The sequence below is a fragment of the Pseudonocardia sp. genome (assembly GCF_035305885.1).
GTDB lineage: Bacteria > Actinomycetota > Actinomycetes > Mycobacteriales > Pseudonocardiaceae > Pseudonocardia.
The window spans coordinates 44,507-67,861 of the sequence record NZ_DATGOP010000022.1; the positions used below are offsets into that span (position 1 = coordinate 44,507).

Here is a 23,355-nt window from a genome sequence, read left to right on the forward strand (position 1 = left end):
CTGCGGTCACGGGAGTCGCCGTGGGCGTGGCGGCCCGCAAGCACTCGCGGGTCGCGGCGGAGCGCAGGCGCCTGGCCGAGCAGCTGGCGGAGAAGCCGCCGCAGCTCGCGGGCCTGCCGCAGAGCGAACCGTCGTCGGTCACGGCCGACGACGGGGTGCGCATCTCGGCGGAGGAGATCGAGGCCAAGGACGGCAACCCGGCGCTCACCGTCGTGCTCGTGCACGGCTTCGCGCTCGACCGGCGCACGTGGCACTTCCAGCGCCAGTCGCTGCCCGCGCTCACCGATCCCTCGATCCGGATCGTGCTCTACGACCAGCGCAGCCACGGCCGGTCCGAGCGCGCGCCGCGGGAGAGCTGCACCATCGAGCAGCTGGGCCGCGACCTGGACGCGGTGATCAGGGCGCTCGCCCCCGAGGGCCCGCTCGTGCTCGTCGGCCACTCCATGGGCGGCATGACGATCATGGCGCTCGCCGAGCAGAACCCGGCGCTGTTCGCCGAGCGGGTGGCCGGGGTCGCGCTGATCTCGACGTCGGCGGGCGAGGTGGCGAGCGGCGGCCTCCCCGGCACGCTGCTGTCCCGGCACAACCCGCTCACCCGGGCCGTCGGCCTGCTCGCCAGGGCGCAGCCCACGCTGGTGGAGACGGCGCGGCGCGCGCTGGGCGACGTGATCTGGTCGCTCACCCGCAAGTTCGCCTACGGCGACCACAACGTCGCGCCGTGGCTGGTCGACCTGGTCGACACGATGATCAGCGCCAACGCCGTCGACGCGCTCATCGATTTCGCCGACACGGTCAACAGCCACAACCGGGTGGCCGCGCTGCCCGCGCTCTCCGGGTGCGAGGTGCTCGTGGCGGCGGGCACCGCCGACCGGGTGATCCCGGTGACCCACAGCGACGTGATCGCGGCGGAGCTGCCCGCGGCGCGGCTCGTCCACTACGAGGGGGTCGGGCACCTGCCGATGCTCGAGCAGCCCGCCGCGATGGACGAGGCGCTCATCGAGCTCATCCGGCGCAGCGCCGAGCGGGTCCGCCCGCGCCGGTTCCGGTGGCGGGCGTGACCGCGGGGTTGGAGCTGGACGTCGAGCACGTGCTCCCCGAGCCCGCCGACACCGAGGCGCTCGGGGAGCGGCTCGCCGCCGAGCTCGGACCGGGGGACCTCGTCGTGCTGTCCGGGCCGCTGGGCGCGGGCAAGACGGTGCTGGTGCGCGGCATCGCCCGCGGGCTCGGGGTGGCGGGCCCGGTCACCTCGCCGACGTTCGTGATCGCCCGGGAGCACCGCCCGCTGCCCGGCGGCCGCGGGGTGCCGCTCGTGCACGTCGACGCCTACCGGCTCGGCGGCGCCGCCGAGCTCGACGACCTCGACCTCGACACCGACCTCGCCGAGGCCGTCGTCGTGGTGGAGTGGGGCGAGGGCGTCGCGGAGCGGCTCGCGCCGCGGCACCTGCTGGTGCGGCTGCAACGCCGACCCGACGACGTGCGAACGGCCACCGTGACCCGCATGGAGGCGGCGTGATCGAAGCGGTCATCTTCGACTGGGGCGGCACGCTCACCCCCTGGAAGACGATCGACAACCTGGAGGGATGGCGCCTGCTCGCCGAGGTGCTGCACGACGGCGACACCGAACGCGCCGCGGCGCTCGCGGACGCGCTGCTGGCCGCCGAGGACGCCCGCTGGGCCGCCGCCCGGGAGGAGCACCGGGCGTTCACCCTCGAGCAGGTGCTCGCCGACGCCGCCGACCACCACCCGGCGGACGTGCCCGCCGAGGTCCGGGAGTCGGCGCTGGCCACGCACCGCGAGTTCTGGTTCGGGCAGATGCCCACCGACCCCGAGGCGGGGCCGGTGCTCGCCGCCCTGCGCGAACGCGGCCTGAAGCTCGGCGTGCTGTCGTCGACGTCGTGGCCGCGGGAGTGGCACGAGGAGCGGTTCCGCACCGACGGCGTGCTCCACCTGTTCGACGCCTGCGTCTGGTCGAGCGAGCTGGAGTGGACCAAGCCGCACCCCGAGGCGTTCCGGGCCGCGATGGACGCCGTGGGCGTCGACGACCCGGGGCGGTGCGTCTACGTCGGCGACCGCCCCTACGACGACATCAGCGGGGCGAAGGGGGTCGGCATGCGCGCCGTGCTCGTGCCCCACTCCGACATCCCGGTGGTCCAACAGGTGCCGGTCGACGTCCACCCCGACGCCGTGCTGCACCGCCTCGCGGACCTGCCGGACCTCATCGCCGGCTGGTGACCGTAGGCTCGACGGCGTGCTGGTCCTGGCCGTCGACACCGCCACCCCTGCGATCACCGCGGGTGTCGTCGAGCTGACCCCGGACGCCGTCCTCGTGCGGTCCGCGCGCGTCGAGCGGGACGGGCGCAAGCACGCCGAGCTGCTGATGCCCGCCGTGCAGGCCGCGTGCGCCGACGCGGGCACGTCGCTGTCCGGGATCGACGCGGTGGTCGTGGGCGTCGGGCCGGGGCCGTTCACCGGGCTGCGGGTCGGGATGGTCACCGCGGCGGCGCTGGGCGACGCGCTGGAGATCCCGGTGCACGGCGTGTGCTCGCTCGATGCGATCGCGGTCGACGCGGCCGGGGACGGCCCGCTGGTCGTGGTCACCGACGCGCGGCGGCGCGAGGTCTACTGGGCCGCCTACGACGAGGCCGGGCAGCGGACGGACGGGCCGCACGTGCAGGCCCCGGCCGCGATGGCCGAGCGCGCGCACGAGCTGGGCGCCGTCGCGGCCGCGGGCGGGTCGGCCGCGCTGGCCGGGCTGCCGGTGCGCCCGCCGGAGTCGCCGTCGCCGGGCGGGCTCGTCGCGGTGGCGGCCCCCGCCCTGCGCGCGGGCGCGGCCCCGGAGCCGTTGGTGCCGCTCTACCTGCGCCGGCCCGACGCCGCGGAACCCGGCGCCCGCAAGCGGGTGACCGCCTGATGTCCGCGCCGGTGCCGAGCAAGGCGGTGCGGATCGACGCGCTGCGCGAGTCGGATGCGCCGCGCTGCGCCGAGCTGGAGCGGCTGCTCTTCCCCGGCGACGACCCGTGGAGCGAGCGCGCGTTCCGCGAGGAGCTGCGGGCGGGCCACCCCTACCTCGCCGCGCGCGACGGCGACCTGCTCGTCGGGTACGCGGGGCTCGGGTTCGTCGCGGGCCCGCCGCACGCCGAGGCGGAGATCCACACGATCGGCGTCGACCCCGCCCACCAGCGCCGCGGCATCGGCCGGGCCCTGCTGCGCGGGCTGCTCGCGATCGCCGACGAGGTGGGCGCGACGGTGTTCCTCGAGGTCCGCACGGACAACGAGGCCGCGCGGACGCTCTACGAGACGGAGGGCTTCAGCGTCGTCGGGCTGCGCAAGCGCTACTACCGGCCCAGCGGCGCCGATGCCTACACGATGCGGCGGGAGCCGAAGGCATGATCGTCCTCGGGATCGAGACCTCCTGCGACGAGACCGGCGTCGGCCTGGTCCGCCTCGCCGACGACGGCCGCGTCGAGCTGCTGGCCAACGAGGTGGCGTCGTCGGTGGACGAGCACGCCCGCTTCGGCGGGGTGGTGCCCGAGGTCGCCTCGCGGGCCCACCTGGAGGCGATGGTGCCCGCCGTGCGCCGCGCGCTCACCACGGCCGGCGTGCGGGGCCGGGACGTCGCCGCGGTCGCCGTCACCGCGGGCCCCGGGCTCGCCGGCGCCCTGCTCGTCGGGGTCGCGGCCGCGAAGGCCTACGCCGCCGCGTGGGACGTGCCGCTGTACGGGGTGAACCACCTGGCCGCGCACGTCGCCGTCGACACGCTGCAGCACGGGCCGCTGCCGCCGTGCCTCGCCCTGCTCGTCTCGGGCGGCCACTCGAGCCTGCTCGAGGTGCCCGACCTCGCAGGCCCGGTCACGCCGCTCGGCGCCACGATCGACGACGCGGCGGGCGAGGCGTTCGACAAGATCGCGCGGCTGCTCGGGCTGCCGTTCCCGGGCGGCCCGCACATCGACCGCGTGGCCCGCGAGGGCGACCCGAACGCGATCCCGTTCCCCCGCGGCCTCACCGGTCCGCGTGACGCGCCGTTCGACTTCTCCTTCTCCGGCCTGAAGACGGCCGTCGCCCGCCACGTGGAGGCGCTCGAACGGGACGGCACGCCGATCCCCGTCGCGGACGTGGCCGCGAGCTTCCAGGAGGCGGTGGTCGACGTGCTGACCGCCAAGGCCGTGCGCGCCGCCCGCGAGCGCGGCACCGAGACGCTGCTCCTCGGCGGCGGCGTGGCCGCGAACTCCCGGCTGCGGGCGCTCGCCGAGGAGCGCTGCGCCGCCGCCGGGATCACCCTGCGCGTGCCGCGCCCCGGGCTGTGCACCGACAACGGGGCGATGGTCGCCGCGCTCGGCGCCCACCTCCTCGCCGCGGGCGCGAAGCCCAGCCCGGCCGACCTGCCCGCCGACTCCGCGTTGCCGGTCACCGAGGTGCTGATCGGCTGATCGGGCCGGCTCGGTCGTCGGCCCCGCGGGCCCGGGCCCGGTGGGCCCGCACGCGCGCCCGCACCCCGCAGCGGTTCGCCGCGCACCAGCGCCTGCGCCCGCCGGGGTCGAGGTAGGCCATCCGGCACTCGTCGTCGGCGCACGCGCGCAGGTACTGGGCCTGCGGCCCGCCGAGGTGCTCGAGGGCCTGCCGGGCCACCCGGGCGAGCGCGGCCGCCGTGGTGGGCGGCGGGGCGAGGGCGGGGCGGCCGTCCCGCTCGACCGCGCGCGCCGGCGCGTCGGCGTCGAGCCAGCGCTGCAGGGCCCGCAGCGGCTCGGGCGGGACCGGCGTGCGGTCGAGCACGGCCAGCGCGAGCGGCCGCAGCGTCTCCCGCAGCGCCTTGGCCGCGGCGACGTCGGCGTCGGTCGGCTCCCGCTCCGGGGTCAGACCGTGGTGGTCGAGCCAGCGCAGCACCACCCCCGGGCCGGTGAGCCGCTCGACGGGCTCGGGGCCGTAGGCGTTCCCGACGCTGGCCAGGAGGTCCAACCAGGCGGCGCCTGCGTCGAGGCGCAGTTCGGGCGAAGCGGGCACCCCACCAATGTAACGGGTTGACAGGTTACGAGCTGCCGCCCGAGCATGTAACGGTTCAAACCGTTACATGGAGGTGGGTGGGTGCACCGGCTGTTGGGGCCGCTGTTCGTCCTGCTGTGGAGCTCGGGGTTCCTCGCGGGCGGGTTCGGCACGCGGGAGGTGCCCGGGTTGTCGCTCGCGACGGTGCGGCTGGTGCTCGCGGGTGGGCTGCTCACCGCGGTCGGCTTGGCGACCGGCGCCCGGTGGCCGCGGGGCAGGCGGGAGTGGGGCGACCTGGTCGTCGCGGGGGTGCTGATGCAGGCGGTGCAGTACGGCGCGACGAGCTGCGCGCTCGCGCTCGGTGTGTCGGCGGGGCTGGCCGCGCTGGTGCTGTGCCTGAGCCCGGTGGTCGTCGCCGCGCTCGGCGGTCCGGTGCTCGGGGAACGGCTCGGCCCGCTCGGGTGGCTCGGGTCGGGGATCGCGGTGGCCGGGGCGCTGGTCGCGGGCTTCGACCACCTCGACGACGGCGGGAGCGCCGCGGGGCTCGCCCTGCTCGGGCTGGGGCTCGCCGGGTTCGCCGCGGGCACCGTCCACCAGAAGCGGGTCGGTGCCCGGATGGACCTGCGGACCGGCTCGGCCGTTCAGGTGCTGGTCGGTGCCGCCGTGCTGGCGCCGCTCGCCTTCCTCGTCGACGGCGGCGTCGTCCTGCCGCGGACCGCGGTCGGCGCCGGCGCGCTCGCCTGGGTCACCGTCGTCAACTCGGGCGTCGCGGTCCTGCTGCTCTTCGCGCTGCTGCGCCGGGGCACGGCGGCGGCGGTCAGCGGGCTGCTCTACGTCGTCCCGCCGGTCACGGCCGTGCTCGCCGTGCCCCTGCTGGGGCAGCCGCTCGAACCGAGCACGCTCGCCGGCCTCGCCCTCACCCTGGCCGGGGTGGTGCTGGTGGGGCGTGCCCCGGTCACGCCGAGACGTGCGACAGCAGCCGGATCTCGTCCTGGGTGAGCTCGAGGTCCAGCATCGGGAGCAGGCCCTCGAGCTGCTCGGGGGTGCGGGCGCTCGCGATCGGCGCGGTGACGGTCGGCTGGGCGGCGAGCCAGGCCAGCGCCACCGCGGGCACCGGGACGCCGTGGCCCGCCGCGATCTCGTCCAGCACCGCGAGCACGGCCCGGCCGCGGTCGTCGAGGTAGGCGAGCGCCCCCTCGGCGCGCTCGCTCTCGACCTCGGTGTCGGGCCGGTACTTGCCGGTGAGGAAGCCCTTCGCGAGCGCGTAGTACGGCATGCAGCCCAGGCCCTCGCTCGCCACCAGCGGAGCGAGCGCGTTCTCGTACTCCTCGCGCTCCATCAGGTTGTAGTGCGGCTGGATCGCGACGTAGGAGGCGAGCCCGTCCCGCGCGGAGATCTCCAGCGCCGAGCGCAGCCGGTCGGCGGTGAAGTTGGAGGCGCCGATCGCGCGCACCTTGCCCGCCTTCACGAGCGCGTCGAAGGCGTCGGCGGTCTCCTCCTGCGGCGTGTCGGGGTCGTCGCGGTGGGCGTAGTAGAGGTCGATGTAGTCCGTCTGCAGCCGCCGCAGCGAGTCCTCGACGGCCTCGGCGATGTTGCGCGCGGACAGGCCCTTGCGCTTCGGCCACGAGCCCACCTTCGTGGCGATCACGACCGAGTCCCGGTTGCGCCGGGAGGCCAGCCACTCGCCGATGATCGTCTCGGACTCGCCGCCGGAGTTGCCCGGCTTGCGCCAGAAGTAGGAGTCCGCGGTGTCGACGAAGTTCCCGCCCGCGGCGACGTAGGCGTCGAGGACGGCGAAGGACGTGTCGCGGTCGGCCGTCCACCCGAAGACGTTGCCGCCGAGGCAGAGCCGCGAGACCTCGAGGTCGCTCGAGCCGATCTTCACCATGGTGGCCAAGCCTACGAGCAAGGGTGGACCACGGCCGGGTGCGGTGCCCCCGAACTGCGCGAACGCGCCGACGAACCCCGCGCGACCGAACGGCCCAGCGGTCGGGGGACCCGACCGGTCGACCGGACCCACCTGCGTTGAGACGTTGGCACTCTCGTGGGTAGAGTGCCAACGGAACGGCCCGGACGTTCCGGCACCCGCGACGACGGGGCGCCCGCGCGCTGTCCACCAGAACCATTCCAGCGAGTGCAGCACCCCAGGAAGGGGAGGTCATCAAGTGGCGAACATCAAGCCGCTCGAGGACAGGATCGTCGTCCAGGCCAGTGAGGCCGAGACCACCACCGCGTCCGGCATCGTCATCCCGGACACGGCGAAGGAGAAGCCGCAGGAGGGCAAGGTCCTCGCTGTCGGCCCGGGCCGCATCGACGACAAGGGCAACCGCATTCCGCTCGACGTGAAGGTCGGCGACGTCGTCATCTACTCGAAGTACGGCGGCACCGAGGTCAAGTACAACGGCGAGGAGTACCTCATCCTCTCCGCCCGCGACGTGCTCGCGGTCGTCAACTGACCCCACACTCCGTGTTGCCGCCGCCCCGGTGGTCCCTCGACCGAGCGGGCCGCCGGGGCGGCGGCGTTTCGGGCTGAACGAGAGAGGCAGGCATGCCGAAGCAGATCAGCTTCGACGAGACGGCGCGCCGGGCGCTGGAGCGCGGGGTGAACCAGCTGGCCGACGCGGTCAAGGTCACCCTCGGTCCGCGGGGGCGCCACGTCGTGCTGGACAAGAAGTTCGGTGGGCCGACCGTCACCAACGACGGCGTCACCATCGCTCGCGAGATCGACCTGGAAGACCCGTTCGAGAACCTGGGCGCCCAGCTCGCGAAGACCGTCGCCACCAAGACCAACGACGTGGCCGGTGACGGCACCACCACCGCCACCGTGCTCGCGCAGGCGATGGTCAGCGCCGGCCTGCGCAACGTGGCTGCGGGCGCCAACCCGACCGCGCTCGGCCGGGGCATCGCCGCGGCCGCCGAGAAGGTCGAGCAGGTGCTGAAGGAGAAGGCCATCCCGGTCGAGGGGAAGGCCATCGCCCAGGTCGGCACCATCGCCTCCCGCGAGGAGGAGATCGGCTCGCTGATCAGCGAGGCGCTCGAGAAGGTCGGCACCGACGGCGTCATCACCGTCGAGGAGGGCTCCACGCTCGCCACCGAGCTGGAGATCACCGAGGGCCTGCAGTTCGACAAGGGCTACCTCTCGCCGTACTTCGTCACCGACGCCGAGTCGATGGAGGCGGTGCTCGAGGACGCCTACGTCCTGCTGCACCAGGAGAAGATCAGCGCGATCGCCGACCTGCTCCCGCTGCTGGAGAAGGTGCTCGGCGAGGGCAAGCCGCTGCTGATCGTGGCCGAGGACGTCGAGGGAGAGGCGCTGTCCACCCTCGTCGTCAACTCGATCCGCAAGACGATCAAGGTCGCCGCCGTGAAGTCGCCGTTCTTCGGCGACCGCCGCAAGGCGTTCATGGAGGACCTCGCGATCGCCACCGGCGGCACGGTCATCAAGCCGGAGGTCGGCCTCAAGCTCTCCGAGGCGGGCCTGGACCTGCTCGGCCGGGTGCGGCGCGTCGTGGTCACCAAGGACACCACCACCCTCGTCGAGGGCGCCGGGTCCAAGGAGGCCATCGACGGGCGCGTGGCCCAGCTGCGCCGCGAGATCGAGGAGACCGACTCCGACTGGGACCGCGAGAAGCTGCAGGAGCGGCTGGCCAAGCTCGCCGGCGGCGTCGCGGTCATCAAGGCCGGTGCGGCCACCGAGACCGCCCTCAAGGAGCGCAAGCACCGCATCGAGGACGCGGTGTCGGCCACCCGGGCCGCGGTCGAGGAGGGCATCGTCCCCGGCGGCGGGGCCGCGCTGGTGCAGGCGGCCAAGGCGCTCGACGACGGCCTCGGCCTGTCCGGTGACGAGGCCACCGGCGTCAAGATCGTGCGCCAGGCGCTGGCCGCGCCGCTGTTCTGGATCGCCGCCAACGGCGGCCAGGAGGGCGCGGTCGTGGTCGGCAAGGTCGCGGAGATGGAGTGGGGCCACGGCTTCAACGCCGCCACCCTCACCTACGGCGACCTGATGGCCGACGGCGTCGTCGACCCGGTCAAGGTCACCCGGTCCGCCGTGGTGAACGCCGCGTCGATCGCCCGGATGGTGCTCACCACCGAGAGCTCCGTCGTCGACAAGCCGGAGCCGCCCGCCCCCGCCGCGGCCGGCCACGGCCACGGGCACGGGCACGGTCACTGACCGGCCCCCACCGCTCGACCAGCAACGGCCCCCTCGCCGGGTACCGCCCGGCGAGGGGGCCGTTCGTCCGTAGAGGGCCCGCCTTGCCCGCGCCCGACGGCGCCGTCGACGATGGGCCCGTGGCCCACACAGCGGACGCGCCGGGGCTCACCGTCGCTGCGACGGCCCGCCGGCTCGGGGTGGCCCCGGGCACGCTGCGCACCTGGGACCGCCGGTACGGGATCGGTCCGAGCGACCACGCACCCGGCAGGCACCGCCGGTACTCGCCCGCCGACCTCGCCCGCCTCGAGCTGATGAAGCGCGCCCTCGTGCGCGGCGTGTCGCCCGCCGAGGCCGCCCGCTACGCCCTGTCGGCCCCGGTGCCGGACCGTGCGCCCGCGCCCGTGGAACCGGACCGGGAGGGCCCGCGGGTCGGTGGCCGGGTGCTGCGGCTGCGCGGGACCGACGGCCGTGCCCGCGGGCTGGGCCGCGCGGCGCTGGCGCTCGACTCCGCGGCCGTGTCCGACCTGCTCACCGAGTCGGTGCGCAGGGATGGTGTCGAGTCGACGTGGGACGACGTCGTGCGGCCGGTGCTCGGGGCCGTGGGCTCGCGGTGGGCCGAGACCGCCACCGGCGTGGAGGTCGAGCACCTCGTCACCGCGTGCGTGAGCGCGGTCTTCGGCGCGCTCGTGGGGGAGGCCGGGTCCGTGCGGGAGGCGCGGCCGGTGCTGCTCGCCGCCGCGCCGGGGGAGCAGCACGCCCTGCCGATGCTCGCGCTGGCCGCGGCGCTGCGGGCCCGCGGGGTGGCCCACCGCTACCTCGGCGCCGACCTGCCTGCCGACGCCCTCGTGGCGGCGGCCCGGCGCACGGCGCCCGCCGCCGTGGTGCTGTGGTCGCTGATGCCCCAGACGGCCGATGCGCGGCTGCTGTCGGGCATGCCCCGGACCCGCCCGCGCTACCGGACCTTCGCCGCGGGCCCCGGGTGGGACGGCGCCGTGCTCCCGCAGCGCACCGCGCGGCTGACCTCGCTCCGCGGGGCGGTCGCGACGATCACTGAGGCCGTCCGGGTCTGACCCTCCCGCGCGGGCGCCGGGGCCCGCCGCGCGAACGAGATCGAAAACGCCCCGATCGGAGTCTCGACAGCAAACGAGCGGGCCGCCCGAACGGCGGATCGATCGGTGAGTGGCGCGCCGAGCGACGCGCCACGCCGACGACACGCCGAGGCCGTCACGATGAGCGTCATCCTGCGCCGATGTGCCCCCTTCCGGAGCCGCCCGATGCGGGTGCGATCGGGCGGAGATGCTCGGCTCCCGGTAACCTCACTACTCCGTTCGGTCCTACGTCACCCACATGACGAGTGCCACTTGGCGCAACACTCCCGAATGGAGGGCACAAACCGGCCCTGATCGTGTCAAGGTGAACCTGTCACCCGCCGATGAGGGGGGTGATACATCACCCGGCTGCAGGAAACTGCAGGAAGGAATCGTCGTGACGACGGTACTCATCTGCGACGATCGTCGCAGCGTCCGCGAAGGCTTGACCCGCGTGATGTCCGCGGTGCCGGGGGTGCACCGGATCGATTGCGTTGCGCACGGGGACGAGTTGCTGGCGAGGTTCTCCCGGCAGCCGGTGGACGTGGTTCTGGTCGGCACGCAGCGTGCGGTGCCCACCGGGGTCGAGGCCACGCGGCGGCTGGTCGCCGCCCATCCGCAAGCCAACGTCATCGTCTTCGGCGCCCCCGACGACGCGGGCAGCATCGCTGCCGCGATCGCCGGCGGTGCGCGCGGCTACCTGCGCTGGGACGCCTCGCGCCCCGAGCTGGTGGCCGCGCTCGCACACACGCTGGCGAGCACGGCCGTGCCGACGCCGCGCGCACCGACCGACCCCGGCGTGCAGCTCACCGAGCGCGAGCTCCAGGTGCTGCGCGGCATGAGCCAGGGCAAGAGCAACGGCCAGATCGGCCGTGAGCTCTACCTGTCGGAGGACACGGTCAAGACGCACGCCCGGCGGCTGTTCCGCAAGCTCGGTGTGCGCGACCGCGCGCAGGCCGTGGCGCACGGTTTCCGCAGGGGCCTGGTCTCCTGACGGGGAGGCCTCGTCTCCTCGACGGAGCGCGGCGACGAGCGCGGGGAGTGGCGCCCCGTGGCGCCACTCCCGCTCGTGCCCTGAACGCGGGCTCGACGGCCCGTCGCTCCACCGCGGGCGCAGCGCGGTGGGCGTCTGCACCGCTTCCTGCGCACCACACCGCCGCCCGTTCGCTCTGAGCGACCGCGCGGCGCCCGCCCCGCGGTGTCGACCTCCCGCGGCGGCATGATCACCGGCGACCGGGTGCCCTCCGTCCGGGACGGGAGGTCGCCGGCGAAACCCCCATTCGGCGCTTCCGGCTGCCTCGCGTGGCACCCGATCGGGTGGTCGACGTCCGCGAGTGGCAACTGACAGCCTCGTTCGTGCGTCTACCCATGCAGACGAAGTAGCCCATCCCGGGCCGCCGAGCGGCTTCGCTACGGTGGTTCGCAATGAGGCACGGTTGAGCACTCTCCGTGGTCAGCCTCACGAACGGATGATGCCGAATATGTCCCGTAACGCGCGTACCACGGTCCGCGATGAGTGAGCAGACAGACGTACCCGACGAACTGGTCGCCCGTGCCATGACGGGCGATCGTGAGGCCGTCGGGGCTCTGATCGCGCTCATCCGGCCCATGGTCGTGCGCTACTGCCGGGCACGGCTGGGCCGAGTGGACCGGTCGTCGGTCTCCGCCGACGACGTGGCACAGGAGGTGTGTTTGGCCGTGCTCACGGCCTTGCCCGGGTACCGCGTGCAGGGACGGCCGTTCCTCGCGTTCGTGTACGGGATCGCCTCGCACAAGGTGATCGACGCACACCGGGCGGCCACCCGGAACCGGTCGGAGCCGGTCGCCGACATCCCCGATTCGGCCGAGGCCGCGGACGGCCCCGAGCAGCGCGCGCTGCGCGTCGAACTGTCGAGCGAGATGGGCAAGCTGCTCGACACGCTCCCCGAGAAGCAGCGCGAGATCCTGGTGCTGCGCGTGGTGGTCGGCCTGTCGGCCGAGGAGACGGCGGAGGCCGTCGGGTCCACACCGGGCGCGGTCCGGGTGGCACAACACAGGGCGCTCGCGCGCCTGCGGAAGTCGATGCCCGAGGAGGAGGTGGTCTGAGTGCCCGACGACGACACGCACCACCCCTTCGACGGCGACCGCAACGACCGCAACGGCCACAACGGGACGAACGGGTCCCGCCCCTCGGGCATGCAGTCCCAGCCCGTCCCCTTCGACGAGCTCGCCGAGCCGGTCGACCTGGTCGCGGTCCAGGCGGACGACGAACTGATCAACGCGCTCGCCGCGGGCATGTCCGTGTCCGCCCCGGGCGTGAGCGGCTACGACGCCGACGACCGGGTCGCGGCGATCCTCGCCGCCTGGAAGGCGGACGTCGACGCCGAGCCGATGCCCGAGCTCGTCGACCTCGACACGGCCGTGGCCACCGTGCAGGCCGCCCAGCGGCCGTCCGGGCGCTCCCGGCACCTGGTGCCGGTCGCGGCCGCCGCCGCGTTCCTCGTGCTGCTGGTCGGCGGCGTGTCCGTCACCTCCTACAACGCCCAGCCCGACGACCCCCTCTGGGGCATCTCGCGGGTGCTCTACAGCGAGCGCGCCGAGTCGGTGGAGGCCGCGGCGCGCGTCGAGCAGCGCATCGAGAACGCGAAGCAGGCGCTCGCCGAGGGCCAGCCGGTCCGCGCCGCGCAGGAGCTCGCCCAGGCCGAGCAGGACCTGCAGGTCGTGCGACCCCAGGAGGGCCAGAGCGAGCTCGCGGAGGCGCAGGACTTCCTGCGGGCGAAGGCCGCCGAGACCCCCGAGGGCACCAAGGTGAACCCGGCGGCGCCGCTCGCCACGCAGCCCTCGCGCCGGGTCCCGGAGAGCGTGCGCGAGTCGCAGCCCGCCGACGCCGGGGAGTCCGGCACCACCACCACCCCGCAGCCCGACACCTCGTCGACGCCCGGCGGCGGCAGGCCGGGGCCGGAGGTCGCCAGCACGCCCGACCAGGGAACCGGCAAGCCGTCCACCCGCCCCACGGAGGACCCGCGCCGCGCGGCGGTCGCCCCCGAACAGGGCACGCCGCCGCCCGCCAGCAGCACGCAGCCGGCCCCGCCCGGCCACGGCGAGGGCGAGCCGGACCGGCCGTCGACCGGCGGCGGCAACCCGCCCGCCACGTCGGTGGGCAAGCCCGACCCGACCACGCAGCCCGAGCAGGGTGACGACGGCGACAAGGAGACCCCCGACACCGGCGGCCCGAGCGCCGACGGCGACGAATCCCCGCCCAAGAGCAACTGACCAGCTGCACGACGAAGCCCCCGGCCCGATCGGGCCGGGGGCTTCGTCGTGGTCGGGTGATCGCGGTCAGGAGTCGGAGAGCACCGCGTCGGCGTAGCCGCGGCAGTACTCCCACGTGACGTAGCTGCTGGGGTCCGGGTCGAAGGCGGGTTCGTGCGGGCGCATCTGCCCCTCGTCGAGCAGCTGCTGCAGGCTCGCCCGCAGCAGGCTCCACTCGTGGAAGTGCTGCTCGCCGCAGTCGCCGCAGTCGACGACGATGCCACGCACACCACGCCCCTCGAGGAGCGCCTGGTACACGGCGAGGTCGGCGAGGTCGGCCACCACCTCGTCGCGCTCGGCCTCGCTCAGCGCCTCCTGCTCGACGGTTTCCGGGCCGTCCAGCGACAGCGCGGGGTCGTGCGGATCTCCGGCGAACGGGTCCGGTGGCAACGCATCACGTGACACGATCCTCACGATACTCGCACGTGGGACGCTCGCACCCGACCACACGGCAAGCGCGTCGCCGCAGGACGATCCCGCGGGGCGTGGCGGCCCCCACGACCCGCGCGATCCCCGCCGGACGCGCCGATACGATGGTCGCGAGGGGTCGTTGAGGCGAGACGGGATGGTGGCGATGACGACCGAGGCCGCGAGCCAGGGACTGGCCCCCAAGTTCGCGATGCTGGGCCTGACGTTCGACGACGTACTGCTCCTGCCTGCGGAGTCGGACGTGGTGCCCAGCGCGGCCGACACGAGCTCGCAGGTGACCCGCCGGCTCCGGCTGAAGGTGCCGATCGTCTCCTCCCCGATGGACACCGTCACCGAGGCCCGCATGGCGATCGCGATGGCCAGGGCGGGCGGTCTCGGGGTGCTGCACCGCAACCTGTCGGTGGAGGAGCAAGCGGCCCAGGTCGAGGTCGTGAAGCGGTCCGAGGCCGGCATGGTCACCGACCCGGTCACGTGCAAGCCCGACGACACCCTCGCCGACGTCGACGCGCTGTGCGCGCGGTTCCGCATCTCCGGCGTGCCGGTCACCGACGACGCCGGGCACCTGGTCGGGATCATCACCAACCGCGACATGCGGTTCGAGATGGACCACTCCCGTCCGGTGCACGAGGTGATGACGCACGCCCCGCTGATCACCGCGCGGGTGGGCGTCACCGCGGAGGCCGCGCTCGGGCTGCTGCGCCGCCACAAGCTGGAGAAGCTCCCGATCATCGACGGCGACGGCATCCTGCGCGGCCTCATCACGATCAAGGACTTCAACAAGACCGAGAAGTACCCGCTCGCCACCAAGGACCCGGACGGCCGCCTCGTGGTCGCCGCGGCCGTGGGCGTCGGCGACGAGGGCTACGCCCGCGCGATGAGCCTCGTCGACGCCGGGGTGGACGTGCTGGTCGTCGACACCGCACACGGCCACTCGCGGCGCGTGCTGGAGACCGTCGCGAAGCTGAAGGCGGAGGTGGGCGAGAACGTCGACGTGGTCGGCGGCAACGTCGCCACCCGGGCAGGCGCGGCCGCGCTCGTCGAGGCGGGCGCCGACGCGGTGAAGGTCGGGGTGGGCCCCGGCTCGATCTGCACCACCCGCGTCGTGGCCGGCGTCGGGGCGCCGCAGATCACGGCGATCTACGAGGCCGCGCAGGTGTGCGCGCCCGCGGGCGTCCCGGTGATCGGCGACGGCGGCATCCAGTACTCCGGCGACATCACCAAGGCGATCGTGGCCGGCGCCTCCACCGTGATGCTCGGCAGCCTGCTGGCCGGCACGGCCGAGTCGCCGGGCGAGGTGATCCTCGTCGGGGGCAAGCAGTACAAGACCTACCGCGGCATGGGCTCGATCGGCGCGATGCGCTCCCGCGGCGAGTCCCGCTCCTACTCGAAGGATCGCTACGCGCAGGACGACGTGCTCAGCGAGGACAAGCTCGTCCCCGAGGGCATCGAGGGCCGCATCCCCTTCCGCGGGCCGCTCGACCAGGTGGTGCACCAGCTCGTCGGCGGGCTGCGCTCCGGGATGGGCTACGCGGGCGCCCAGACGATCGAGCAGCTCCAGCAGGCGCAGCTCGTGCGGATCACCGCCGCGGGGCTGAAGGAGAGCCACCCGCACGACATCACGATGACGGTCGAGGCGCCGAACTACTCGGCGCGGTAACAGCCCGTCGCCGTCGGAACGCCGGCGGCAGGGCACTCCGAGACCGGGTTCCCGGCCCGAAGACCGGCTCTCTACGCTGGTCACCCGTGCGTGACCTCGTGGAGATCGGGATGGGCCGGGAGGCCCGTCGCAGCTACGACCTGAGCCAGGTCGAGATCGTGCCGTCCCGGCGTACCCGCAGCTCCCAGGAGGTCTCGACCGCCTGGCAGCTCGACGCCTACCCGTTCCGGATCCCGCTCGTCACCCACCCCACCGACGCGATCGTCTCGCCGGCCACCGCCGTGCGGATCGGGCAGCTCGGCGGGCTGCCGGTGCTCAACGCGGAGGGCCTGTGGGCGCGCCACGCCGACGCCGAGGGTGCGCTCGAGCGGGTCGTGGCGGCGGCGGACGACGACGACCCGCTCGCCGCGGTGCGGCTGCTGCAGGAGCTGCACTCGGCGCCGATCCAGCCCGACCTGATCGCCGAGGCGCTCAAGACGGTGCGGGAGGCCGGGGTCACCGTCGCCGCCCGGGTCAGCCCCCAGCGGGCGCGGGAGCTCACCCCCGACCTGCTCGCGGGCGGCGTCGAGATCCTGTTCGTGCAGGGCACGATCATCTCCGCCGAGCACGTGTCCGGCGGGGAGCCGCTGAACCTGAAGGAGTTCATCAACTCCCTCGACGTGCCGGTGGTCGCGGGCGGGGTCGGCGACTACCGCACGGCCATGCACCTCATGCGCACCGGGGCGGCGGGCGTCATCGTGGGCTATGGCGAGTCGTCGGCCACGACCACCGACGACGTGCTCGGTATCGGCGTGCCGATGGCCACGGCGATCGTCGACGCGGCCGCGGCGCGGCGGGACTACCTCGACGAGACCGGCGGCCGGTACGTCCACGTGATCGCCGACGGCGGCATGGCGGGCTCCGGCGACATGGCGAAGGCGATCGCCTGCGGCGCCGACGCGGTGATGCTGGGCGAGCAGCTCGCCGGGGCGGCCGAGAGCCCCGGCCAGGGCCTGTACTGGACCTCGGCGGTGGCGCACCCGTCGATGCCCCGGTCGGAGGTCACCGGGTTCCGGCAGGGGGAGGTCGACCTGGAGACGCTGCTGCACGGGCCGACCCACAACCCGTACGGCACCGTCAACCTGTTCGGCGCGCTGCGGCGGGCGATGGCGAAGACGGGGTACTCCGACCTCAAGGAGTTCCAGCGCGTCGGCCTGACGGTCCGCGGCTGATCGGGCTCCGCGAGCGGCGATTACGCTGTGGCCGTGCAGCCCCCCACCGTCCTCGTCGTCGACTACGGCGCGCAGTACGCCCAGCTGATCGCCCGCAGGGTGCGGGAGGCGCAGGTCTACTCGGAGATCGTCCCGGGTGACACACCGGTGTCGGAGATCGTCGCCCGCAAGCCGGCGGCGGTGATCCTCTCGGGCGGGCCGTCCAGCGTGTACGAGCCGGGCGCCCCGTCCGTCGACCCGGCGCTGTTCGAGTCGGGCATCCCGGTGCTGGGGCTGTGCTACGGCTTCCAGGCGATGGCGCAGGCGCTCGGCGGCGAGGTCGCCCCGGACGGCACCCGCGAGTACGGCCGCACCGAGCTGACCCTGTGCGGCACGAGCGCGTTGCACGACGGGCTGCCGGAGCGGCACCCGGTGTGGATGAGCCACGGCGACTCGGTGGTGAAGGCGCCGGAGGGCTTCACGGTCACCGCCTCGTCCGAGCGGGCGAAGGTGGCGGCGTTCGAGGACCCGGTGCGCCGGCTGGCGGGCGTGCAGTACCACCCCGAGGTCGGGCACTCCCCGCACGGGCAGGAGGTGCTGCGGCGGTTCCTGCACGAGGTCGCGGGCATCACCCCGGGCTGGACCACCTCGTCGATCATCGACGACACGGTGGAGGCGGTGCGCGCGCAGGTGGGGGACGGCCGGGCGATCTGCGGCCTGTCCGGGGGCGTCGACTCGGCCGTGGCGGCGGCCCTGGTGCAGCGCGCCATCGGCGACCGGCTCACCTGCGTGTTCGTCGACCACGGCCTGCTGCGCTCCGGGGAGCGCGAGCAGGTGGAGCGCGACTTCGTGGCCGCCACCGGCGCGAAGCTGCACACGGTCGACGCCCGCGACCGCTTCCTCGCCGCGCTCGCCGGGGTCCGCGACCCGGAGGAGAAGCGCAAGATCATCGGGCGGGAGTTCATCAGGGTCTTCGAGGCCGCCACGGCGGAGGTCGCCGAGAGCGAGCACGTCGGCTTCCTGGTGCAGGGCACCCTCTACCCGGACGTCGTGGAATCCGGCGGCGGTTCCGGCACGGCCACGATCAAGAGCCACCACAACGTGGGCGGCCTGCCGGAGGACCTGCAGTTCGAGCTGGTGGAGCCGCTGCGGGCGCTGTTCAAGGACGAGGTGCGCCGGGTCGGCGCCGAGCTGGGCCTCCCCGAGACGATCGTGCACCGCCAGCCGTTCCCCGGGCCGGGCCTCGGCATCCGGATCATCGGGGAGGTCACCGCGGAGCGGCTGGCCACGCTGCGGGCCGCCGACGCGATCGTGCGCGAGGAGCTCACCTACGCGGGGCTCGACCGCGACATCTGGCAGTGCCCGGTGGTGCTGCTCGCCGACGTCCGCAGCGTCGGGGTGCAGGGCGACGGGCGCACCTACGGCCACCCCGTGGTCCTGCGGCCCGTCTCCAGCGAGGACGCCATGACCGCCGACTGGACCCGGCTGCCCTACGACCTGCTCGAGCGGATCTCCACCCGCATCACCAACGAGGTGGCCGAGGTCAACCGGGTCGTCCTGGACGTCACGAGCAAGCCGCCGGGCACCATCGAGTGGGAGTAGCCCGCTAGCGGCGACGGCCCCGGAGGCTGCCCACCAGGAGCAGCACGCCGATGGCCGCGGCCGCCGCGGCGAGCAGCCAGCGGGCGTCGATGCCCACGAGCGAGGGCATCTCGCCGACGAACGCGCTCACCGCCATGCCCAGCGTGAGCAGCCCGACGACCAGCGCCAGCGGGTCGGGCCCGCGCTTGGTCTCCTTCTTCACCAGCTCAGCCACGCCGCACCTCCACGTCTGCGAACCCTGCGTCGATGTCGAGCACGAGCGGCCGGCCGCTGCGCACCCCGTCGGTCCCGAGGTCGTCGATCGCCTGCACGTGCGCGTCCGGACCGCTGCCCTGCCGGTCGCCGAACCGGACGTCGCCGAACCCGGCCCGCGCGGTGACCGTGACGTCGGCGGTGGGCGGGATCCGCACGGTCACGTCGCCCGCGCCGATCGTGACGCGGGTGCGCACCGGGGTCGCCTCCCCGCCCGGCGGGACGGAGAGGTCCAGGTTGCGCAGGTCGAGGTCGATCTCGCCCGCCCCCTGCTCGTAGGTGGGCTGCAGTTGGGCCACGGTGGTGGGCGCGGCGACGAGCTCGCCGATCCCGTCGGTCCGCCAGTTCTGCACGGGCGCGGTCACGAGGCCCCAGGTCAGCGCGGAGAGCAGCAGCGCGAACGGGATGAGGCCGCGCCCGGTCCGCAGGAACGACCCGATCACCAGCCCGGCGCCGAGCACCACGAGCATGACCCCGCACAGGATCGCCAGGTTGGCCGGCGTCAGCATCCCGCCGAGCATCATGATCACGGCGGTCGCGCTGCCCGCGATCAGCGTGAGGCCGAGCGTCACCGGCGTGACCGGGAACCGGCGCCGCGGGGGCTCCGGCGGCTCGGGCGAGGGATCGGGCAGGTCCCAGGCGAACGGGGCCGCGCCGAGCGGGTCCCACGCGGGCGGGCTGACCGGCGGCGGCTCGGTGGCGGCCGCCGCCCCGGTGGCCGTCTCGCTCGTGGTGGTCGCCGCGGTCGGCGCCGCCGGCGCGGCCGTCGGGGTGGCCACCGTGGGCGCCTCCGCGGTGCCCGTGACGGCGCGGTCGCCGCGGCTGCGGTGCAGGAGGTACAGCAGCCCGGCCACGACCAGGAGCGGCAGGAGCACGTCCGGGCCGTTGCCGCCGAACATGCTGCCCAGGGTCACCATGGCCGCGATCGCGAGCGCGACGAGGAGCCAGGTGCGCGGCCGGTCCGCGGGCGGGGCCGCCGGATCCGCGGGCTCCTCGGGCAGCAGGATCCAGCCCGCGATGTAGAGCGCCGCGCCGACCCCGGAGAACGCCGCCACGACGAACCCGACCCGCACCAGGACGGGGTCGATGTCGTAGCGGTGCGCGATGGCCGCCGCCACACCCGCCACCTGGCGGCCTTCCCGCGGCCGAGCGGGGCGGGTCTCCCACATATCCCGCAGCGTCTCGCCGACGTCCGAACGACTCATGAGCTCAGGGTGCCTCCTCGGGACGGTGCCGCGGATGGGGGATGGCCCCGAGCCGTCCCCGAGGTTTCCCCGATGTCCTCATCTCCCGCGCGTGTGACCATGGAGGCGTGAAGCCACTTCCCGGTACCGGCGCACCCGCCGGCACACCGCCGCTCGTGCGCAGGCGCAGCGCCCGGCTCGTGGCGGGGGTCGCCGGGGGTGTCGCCGACCACCTCGGCGTCGACGTGCTGTGGGTGCGCACCGCGTTCGTCGTGCTGTCCGCGATCAACGGGGCCGGCGTCATCGCCTACGGCCTGCTGTGGATCTTCGTGCGGCAGGAGCAGACGGAGGTGCCGCGCGCGCTCGGGCGCAAGGAGCGTCAGCAGGCCCTCGGCCTCGCCGCGCTGGGCGTCGGCGCGGGCCTCGCGGCCGCGGCGCTCGGCAACACGGTCGTGGGCTGGATCGTCGGCCCGCTCGGGGTGGCCGCCGTCGGCGCGGCCGTGGTGTGGCGGGAGGCCGACGAGTCGCAGCGCAGGCGCTGGACCGAGGGCGCGCGTTCCGGCGTCACCGGCGTCGCGGGCGGGGGCCGGGCCGCGCTGTGGCGGGTGCTCGCGGGCTCGCTCTTCGTCGCCACCGGGCTGGGGGTGTTCCTGGTGGGCAACCTCGACTTGTCGCAGGTGCAGTTCGGGCTGCTCGCGGTGCTGGCCACGCTGGTCGGGGTCGGGGTGCTCACCATCCCGTGGTGGGTGCGGCTGGTGCGCGAGCTGTCGGAGGAACGCCGCGAGCGCATCATCGAGACCGAGCGCGCCGAGATCGCCGCCCACCTGCACGACTCGGTGCTCCAGACCCTCGCGCTGATCCAGCGCCAGGCCGACCAGCCGCGCGAGGTGCTGCGGCTCGCCCGCGGCCAGGAGCGCGAGCTGCGCCACTGGTTGTACGGGCCCACCGGATACGGCCGCTCCAGCCGGGCGTCCGGCGAGCCCGCGCTCACCGAGGGCCTCGCCGACGCGATCACGGCCGCGGCCGCCGAGGTCGAGGACACCTATGCGATCGACGTGCGGCCCGTCGTGGTCGGCGACCGCGTGCTCGACGACGGCCTGCGGGCGCTCGTGCTCGCCACCCGGGAGGCGATGGTCAACGCCGCCAAGCACGCGCAGGTGGGCGAGGTCAGCGTCTACGCCGAGGTGGAGCCGGAAGAGGTGAACGTGTTCGTGCGCGACCGCGGGGTCGGGTTCGACCCGGACGCCGTCCCGGCCGACCGGCACGGGCTGGCCGACTCCGTGCACGGCAGGATGGAGCGGCACGGCGGCTCCGTGCGGCTGCGCAGCGCGCCGGGCGAGGGCACCGAGGTGCACCTGTCCATGCCGGTCGACGGGCGCACCGCAGAGCACACCGAACCCGCACCCCAGGTGCGGGCGCAGGAGGAATCGAACACATGACCACCGAAGCGGCCGACGCGCCGATCCGCGTCTTCCTCGTCGACGACCACGGCCTGTTCCGAGCGGGCGTGCGGGCCGAGCTCGACCGGCACGTCCCGGACGTCACCGTGGTCGGCGAGGCCGGTTCCGTCGACGAGGCGGTGGCCGGCATCCGCCACCTGCGCCCCGACGTCGTGCTGCTGGACGTCCACATGCCCGACGGCGGCGGGGCCGAGGTGCTGCGCCAGATCCGGCCGGAGCTGCCGGACGTGCTGTTCCTGGCGCTCTCGGTGTCCGACGCCGCCGAGGACGTCATCGCGGTCATCCGCGCGGGCGCCCGCGGCTACGTCACGAAGACGATCTCCGGCCGGGAGCTGGCCGACGCGGTGCGCCGGGTGAAGTCGGGGGACGCGGTGTTCTCGCCGCGGCTGGCCGGGTTCGTGCTGGACGTGTTCTCCGACCGGCCCGGCGCCGCTCCTCCCGGGGACCCGGAGCTGGACCTGCTGACCCGCCGCGAGCGTGACGTGCTGCGCCTGCTCGCGCGGGGCTACGCGTACAAGGAGATCGCCAGCGAGCTGTTCATCTCGGTCAAGACCGTGGAGACCCACGTCTCGAGCGTCCTGCGCAAGACGCAGCTGTCGAACCGCTACGAGCTGTCGAGGTGGGCGTCGGACCGGCGCCTCGTCTAGGACACCGCCGGCCCGACGCCCACCGTCGCGTCAGCGGACGAGGCCGCCGACGGTGCCGAGCAGGCTGCCGACGAGGCCGCGATCCCCGTCGTCGTCGCCGTCACCGTCGTCATCGTCGTCGTCGCTGCCGCCGTCGTCCTCGGAGTCGTCGTCGCTGTCGCCACCGCTGTCGCGCTCGTCGTCGCTGTCGGACTCCGAGTCATCCTCGTCGTGGGGAGCGGACGAGTCCTTCTCATCGTCGTCGTCGGCGGAGAACAGACGCATCGAGCGGGAGCCCTTGTCGTCGTCGTCCTCGTCGTCGTCGTTCTTCTTGCTGCTCTCGCTCTTCTTGCGGTCCTCGTCGTCGTCGCCGTCGTCGTCACCGTCGAGGCCGAGGACGCCGCCGACGCCCTTGACGACGCCGCCAACGGCCTTGCCCACGCCGCTGAGCAGCCCGCCGTCGTCGCGGTCGCCGCTGCCGCCGTCGTCCTCGGAGTCGTCGTCGCCGTCACCGCTGCGGTCGTCGTCGCTCTCCGAGCTGCCGGAGGAGCCGCTGCTCGAGCCACCGCTGGAGCTGGAGCTGCTCTTCGAGGACGACCCGCTGCTGGACGACTCCTGCGCGGGCTCGTCGTCATCGTCGTCCGACGTGGCCGAGGCCTGGGAGGCGGAGCCACTGGAGCCGCTGGAGCCGCTGCCGGCCTGGTCGGCGCCGTCGTCGGTGTCGTCGTCCTCACCGTCGATGGCGCTGGGGAAGGCCACGGGGATCCAGTCCGACGGGGCGGGGGTGCCCGGGTCGAGCAGCGGGTCGCGGGCCGCGGCCTGGTCGATGGCGACGGTGTCCGGGAGCGCGGCGGCCGGGTCCTCCTGGTCGAGCAGACCCTGGCCGGGGTACGGGCCGTCGTCCTCGGCGCCGCCGGTGCCCGGGGTCTGGGTGGCGGTGGGGGTGACGTCGGTGAGGATCGCCGCCCCGAGCACCGAGCCCGCGGCGAGGAGGGTGCCCGCCGCGATCGCCCCGCGGCGGACCAGCGCGCTCCGGCCGGCGCCTGCCCCGGTGTCGGTGGGTTCGGACCGGTCGGGGCGGACCTTGAACGGCCGGTCGCCGTGCGGGCTGCGCCCCTCGCGCTGCAGGAGCGCGCCGACCGTGATGCCGCCGGTGTCCGGCTCCGCGCGCTGGACGGGAACGGGTGCGTTGCGGCTCAGCAGGTCGGCAACGGTGATCACTTCCGTCGCGGGTGCGTCTGATCCATCCCCGTACCGGATCTGAGCCACAGCGAGACGTCCTCCCTTGGAGTGAACGGACGCCCGACTGTCTACCGGATGCCACAGACGCGCACCAAGTGCCATTCATCCGCTCGTCGCGCGTCACACGAACGGTCTATTTCCGCTCAACGCTGCTTACCGACCGCTCGCCCGGTCGGGGCTCCGCTCAGCGCTTCGCCGATCCGC

General features: G+C 74.4%; 24 protein-coding genes. 18 read left to right on the forward strand and 6 right to left on the reverse strand.

The genetic code is table 11. The annotated features are described in order from the left end of the window. Positions 1 to 20: 20 nt before the first annotated feature. Genes VKZ81_RS03880 through tsaD form a run of 6 tightly spaced genes read left to right on the forward strand, consistent with a single transcriptional unit; the run spans position 21 to position 4,427 of the window. Positions 21 to 1,058, forward strand: a complete 1,038-nt coding sequence (locus VKZ81_RS03880) for an alpha/beta fold hydrolase (protein WP_324239997.1) — start codon at positions 21 to 23, stop codon at positions 1,056 to 1,058. Then, positions 1,055 to 1,513, forward strand: a complete 459-nt coding sequence (tsaE, locus tag VKZ81_RS03885) for a tRNA (adenosine(37)-N6)-threonylcarbamoyltransferase complex ATPase subunit type 1 TsaE (protein ID WP_324239998.1) — start codon at positions 1,055 to 1,057, stop codon at positions 1,511 to 1,513. The genes VKZ81_RS03880 and tsaE overlap by 4 nt, the downstream gene beginning before the upstream one ends. Then, positions 1,510 to 2,232, forward strand: coding sequence for an HAD family hydrolase (locus tag VKZ81_RS03890; RefSeq protein WP_324239999.1), 723 nt, complete (start codon positions 1,510 to 1,512; stop codon positions 2,230 to 2,232). Before tsaE ends, VKZ81_RS03890 begins: the two co-directional genes overlap by 4 nt. Before the next feature lie 16 nt (positions 2,233 to 2,248). Further along, positions 2,249 to 2,911 (forward strand): tRNA (adenosine(37)-N6)-threonylcarbamoyltransferase complex dimerization subunit type 1 TsaB, encoded by a 663-nt coding sequence (tsaB, locus tag VKZ81_RS03895; RefSeq protein ID WP_324240000.1) that lies wholly within the window; start codon positions 2,249 to 2,251, stop codon positions 2,909 to 2,911. Further along, on the forward strand, positions 2,911 to 3,390 hold the full coding sequence (gene rimI, locus VKZ81_RS03900; protein ID WP_324240001.1) for a ribosomal protein S18-alanine N-acetyltransferase: 480 nt from the start codon (positions 2,911 to 2,913) through the stop codon (positions 3,388 to 3,390). The genes tsaB and rimI overlap by 1 nt, the downstream gene beginning before the upstream one ends. Then, the gene (gene tsaD, locus VKZ81_RS03905; RefSeq protein ID WP_324240002.1) at positions 3,387 to 4,427 is read left to right on the forward strand and encodes a tRNA (adenosine(37)-N6)-threonylcarbamoyltransferase complex transferase subunit TsaD; all 1,041 of its coding nucleotides are present in this window, start codon (positions 3,387 to 3,389) and stop codon (positions 4,425 to 4,427) included. Before rimI ends, tsaD begins: the two co-directional genes overlap by 4 nt. On the opposite strand, the gene VKZ81_RS03910 is transcribed toward tsaD, so the two are convergent. Then, on the reverse strand, positions 4,405 to 4,998 hold the full coding sequence (locus VKZ81_RS03910) for a CGNR zinc finger domain-containing protein (protein WP_324240003.1): 594 nt from the start codon (positions 4,996 to 4,998) through the stop codon (positions 4,405 to 4,407). The two genes, tsaD and VKZ81_RS03910, sit on opposite strands and share 23 nt — an antisense overlap. An 81-nt stretch (positions 4,999 to 5,079) precedes the next feature. Here VKZ81_RS03910 and VKZ81_RS03915 point away from each other — a divergent pair, with 81 nt between their 5' ends. After that, the gene (locus VKZ81_RS03915) at positions 5,080 to 5,976 is read left to right on the forward strand and encodes a DMT family transporter (RefSeq protein ID WP_324240004.1); all 897 of its coding nucleotides are present in this window, start codon (positions 5,080 to 5,082) and stop codon (positions 5,974 to 5,976) included. On the opposite strand, the gene VKZ81_RS03920 is transcribed toward VKZ81_RS03915, so the two are convergent. Then, on the reverse strand, positions 5,933 to 6,865 hold the full coding sequence (locus VKZ81_RS03920) for an aldo/keto reductase (protein ID WP_324240005.1): 933 nt from the start codon (positions 6,863 to 6,865) through the stop codon (positions 5,933 to 5,935). The two genes, VKZ81_RS03915 and VKZ81_RS03920, sit on opposite strands and share 44 nt — an antisense overlap. Before the next feature lie 277 nt (positions 6,866 to 7,142). Between VKZ81_RS03920 and groES the strand changes: the two genes are divergently transcribed. The 6 genes from groES (at position 7,143) to VKZ81_RS03950 (ending at position 13,470) form a co-directional block, all read left to right on the forward strand. Beyond that, complete coding sequence (groES, locus tag VKZ81_RS03925) at positions 7,143 to 7,433, forward strand: co-chaperone GroES (RefSeq protein WP_324240006.1); 291 nt, start codon at positions 7,143 to 7,145, stop codon at positions 7,431 to 7,433. Between the two features lie 92 nt (positions 7,434 to 7,525). Further along, the gene (gene groL, locus VKZ81_RS03930; protein ID WP_324240007.1) at positions 7,526 to 9,148 is read left to right on the forward strand and encodes a chaperonin GroEL; all 1,623 of its coding nucleotides are present in this window, start codon (positions 7,526 to 7,528) and stop codon (positions 9,146 to 9,148) included. Positions 9,149 to 9,267: 119 nt separating this feature from the next. Beyond that, on the forward strand, positions 9,268 to 10,200 hold the full coding sequence (locus VKZ81_RS03935) for a MerR family transcriptional regulator (protein ID WP_324240008.1): 933 nt from the start codon (positions 9,268 to 9,270) through the stop codon (positions 10,198 to 10,200). Positions 10,201 to 10,615: 415 nt separating this feature from the next. Then, on the forward strand, positions 10,616 to 11,212 hold the full coding sequence (locus VKZ81_RS03940; protein ID WP_075942692.1) for a response regulator transcription factor: 597 nt from the start codon (positions 10,616 to 10,618) through the stop codon (positions 11,210 to 11,212). Positions 11,213 to 11,730: 518 nt separating this feature from the next. Continuing rightward, a complete protein-coding gene (locus VKZ81_RS03945; protein WP_324240009.1) occupies positions 11,731 to 12,303 on the forward strand; it encodes a sigma-70 family RNA polymerase sigma factor in 573 nt (190 codons plus the stop codon). Further along, complete coding sequence (locus VKZ81_RS03950) at positions 12,304 to 13,470, forward strand: anti-sigma-D factor RsdA (RefSeq protein WP_324240010.1); 1,167 nt, start codon at positions 12,304 to 12,306, stop codon at positions 13,468 to 13,470. Positions 13,471 to 13,536: 66 nt separating this feature from the next. Here the strand turns inward: VKZ81_RS03950 and VKZ81_RS03955 are convergent, their stop codons facing one another. Then, positions 13,537 to 13,923, reverse strand: coding sequence for a DUF5319 domain-containing protein (locus tag VKZ81_RS03955; RefSeq protein ID WP_324240011.1), 387 nt, complete (start codon positions 13,921 to 13,923; stop codon positions 13,537 to 13,539). 160 nt (positions 13,924 to 14,083) lie between these two features. Here VKZ81_RS03955 and guaB point away from each other — a divergent pair, with 160 nt between their 5' ends. The 3 genes from guaB (at position 14,084) to guaA (ending at position 18,387) form a co-directional block, all read left to right on the forward strand. After that, positions 14,084 to 15,595: an IMP dehydrogenase gene (gene guaB / locus VKZ81_RS03960; RefSeq protein ID WP_324240012.1), complete on the forward strand. Its 1,512-nt coding sequence runs from the start codon at positions 14,084 to 14,086 to the stop codon at positions 15,593 to 15,595. Positions 15,596 to 15,681: 86 nt separating this feature from the next. After that, a complete protein-coding gene (locus VKZ81_RS03965; protein ID WP_324240013.1) occupies positions 15,682 to 16,806 on the forward strand; it encodes a GuaB3 family IMP dehydrogenase-related protein in 1,125 nt (374 codons plus the stop codon). 33 nt (positions 16,807 to 16,839) lie between these two features. Further along, the gene (gene guaA / locus VKZ81_RS03970) at positions 16,840 to 18,387 is read left to right on the forward strand and encodes a glutamine-hydrolyzing GMP synthase (RefSeq protein WP_324240014.1); all 1,548 of its coding nucleotides are present in this window, start codon (positions 16,840 to 16,842) and stop codon (positions 18,385 to 18,387) included. A gap of 4 nt (positions 18,388 to 18,391) precedes the next feature. Here guaA and VKZ81_RS03975 read toward each other — a convergent pair whose 3' ends face one another. Together VKZ81_RS03975 and VKZ81_RS03980 are read right to left on the reverse strand one after the other, a co-directional pair. Next, positions 18,392 to 18,601, reverse strand: coding sequence for a hypothetical protein (locus VKZ81_RS03975; RefSeq protein ID WP_324240015.1), 210 nt, complete (start codon positions 18,599 to 18,601; stop codon positions 18,392 to 18,394). Beyond that, complete coding sequence (locus VKZ81_RS03980; RefSeq protein WP_324240016.1) at positions 18,594 to 19,844, reverse strand: PspC domain-containing protein; 1,251 nt, start codon at positions 19,842 to 19,844, stop codon at positions 18,594 to 18,596. The genes VKZ81_RS03975 and VKZ81_RS03980 overlap by 8 nt, the downstream gene beginning before the upstream one ends. Positions 19,845 to 19,885: 41 nt before the next feature. On the opposite strand from VKZ81_RS03980, the gene VKZ81_RS03985 reads away from it, so the two are divergent. Together VKZ81_RS03985 and VKZ81_RS03990 are read left to right on the forward strand one after the other, a co-directional pair. After that, entirely contained in the window at positions 19,886 to 21,262 is a 1,377-nt protein-coding gene (locus VKZ81_RS03985) for an ATP-binding protein (protein ID WP_414709324.1), read from the forward strand. Beyond that, a complete protein-coding gene (locus VKZ81_RS03990; protein ID WP_324240018.1) occupies positions 21,259 to 21,930 on the forward strand; it encodes a response regulator transcription factor in 672 nt (223 codons plus the stop codon). The genes VKZ81_RS03985 and VKZ81_RS03990 overlap by 4 nt, the downstream gene beginning before the upstream one ends. 30 nt (positions 21,931 to 21,960) lie before the next feature. Here VKZ81_RS03990 and VKZ81_RS03995 read toward each other — a convergent pair whose 3' ends face one another. Next, positions 21,961 to 23,130, reverse strand: coding sequence for a hypothetical protein (locus tag VKZ81_RS03995; RefSeq protein WP_324240019.1), 1,170 nt, complete (start codon positions 23,128 to 23,130; stop codon positions 21,961 to 21,963). Positions 23,131 to 23,355 lie beyond the last annotated feature (225 nt).

Bases quoted from the DNA above. Each gene is read 5' to 3' on its own strand.
- VKZ81_RS03920 (WP_324240005.1), bottom strand. From the start codon at position 6,865: ATGGTGAAGATCGGCTCGAGCGACCTCGAGGTCTCGCGGCTCTGCCTC.
- rimI (WP_324240001.1), top strand. From the start codon at position 2,911: ATGTCCGCGCCGGTGCCGAGCAAGGCGGTGCGGATCGACGCGCTGCGC.
- VKZ81_RS03990 (WP_324240018.1), top strand. From the start codon at position 21,259: ATGACCACCGAAGCGGCCGACGCGCCGATCCGCGTCTTCCTCGTCGAC.
- tsaD (WP_324240002.1), top strand. From the start codon at position 3,387: ATGATCGTCCTCGGGATCGAGACCTCCTGCGACGAGACCGGCGTCGGC.
- VKZ81_RS03980 (WP_324240016.1), bottom strand. From the start codon at position 19,844: ATGAGTCGTTCGGACGTCGGCGAGACGCTGCGGGATATGTGGGAGACC.
- VKZ81_RS03985 (WP_414709324.1), top strand. From the start codon at position 19,886: ATGGCCCCGAGCCGTCCCCGAGGTTTCCCCGATGTCCTCATCTCCCGC.
- VKZ81_RS03945 (WP_324240009.1), top strand. From the start codon at position 11,731: ATGAGTGAGCAGACAGACGTACCCGACGAACTGGTCGCCCGTGCCATG.
- groL (WP_324240007.1), top strand. From the start codon at position 7,526: ATGCCGAAGCAGATCAGCTTCGACGAGACGGCGCGCCGGGCGCTGGAG.
- guaB (WP_324240012.1), top strand. From the start codon at position 14,084: ATGACGACCGAGGCCGCGAGCCAGGGACTGGCCCCCAAGTTCGCGATG.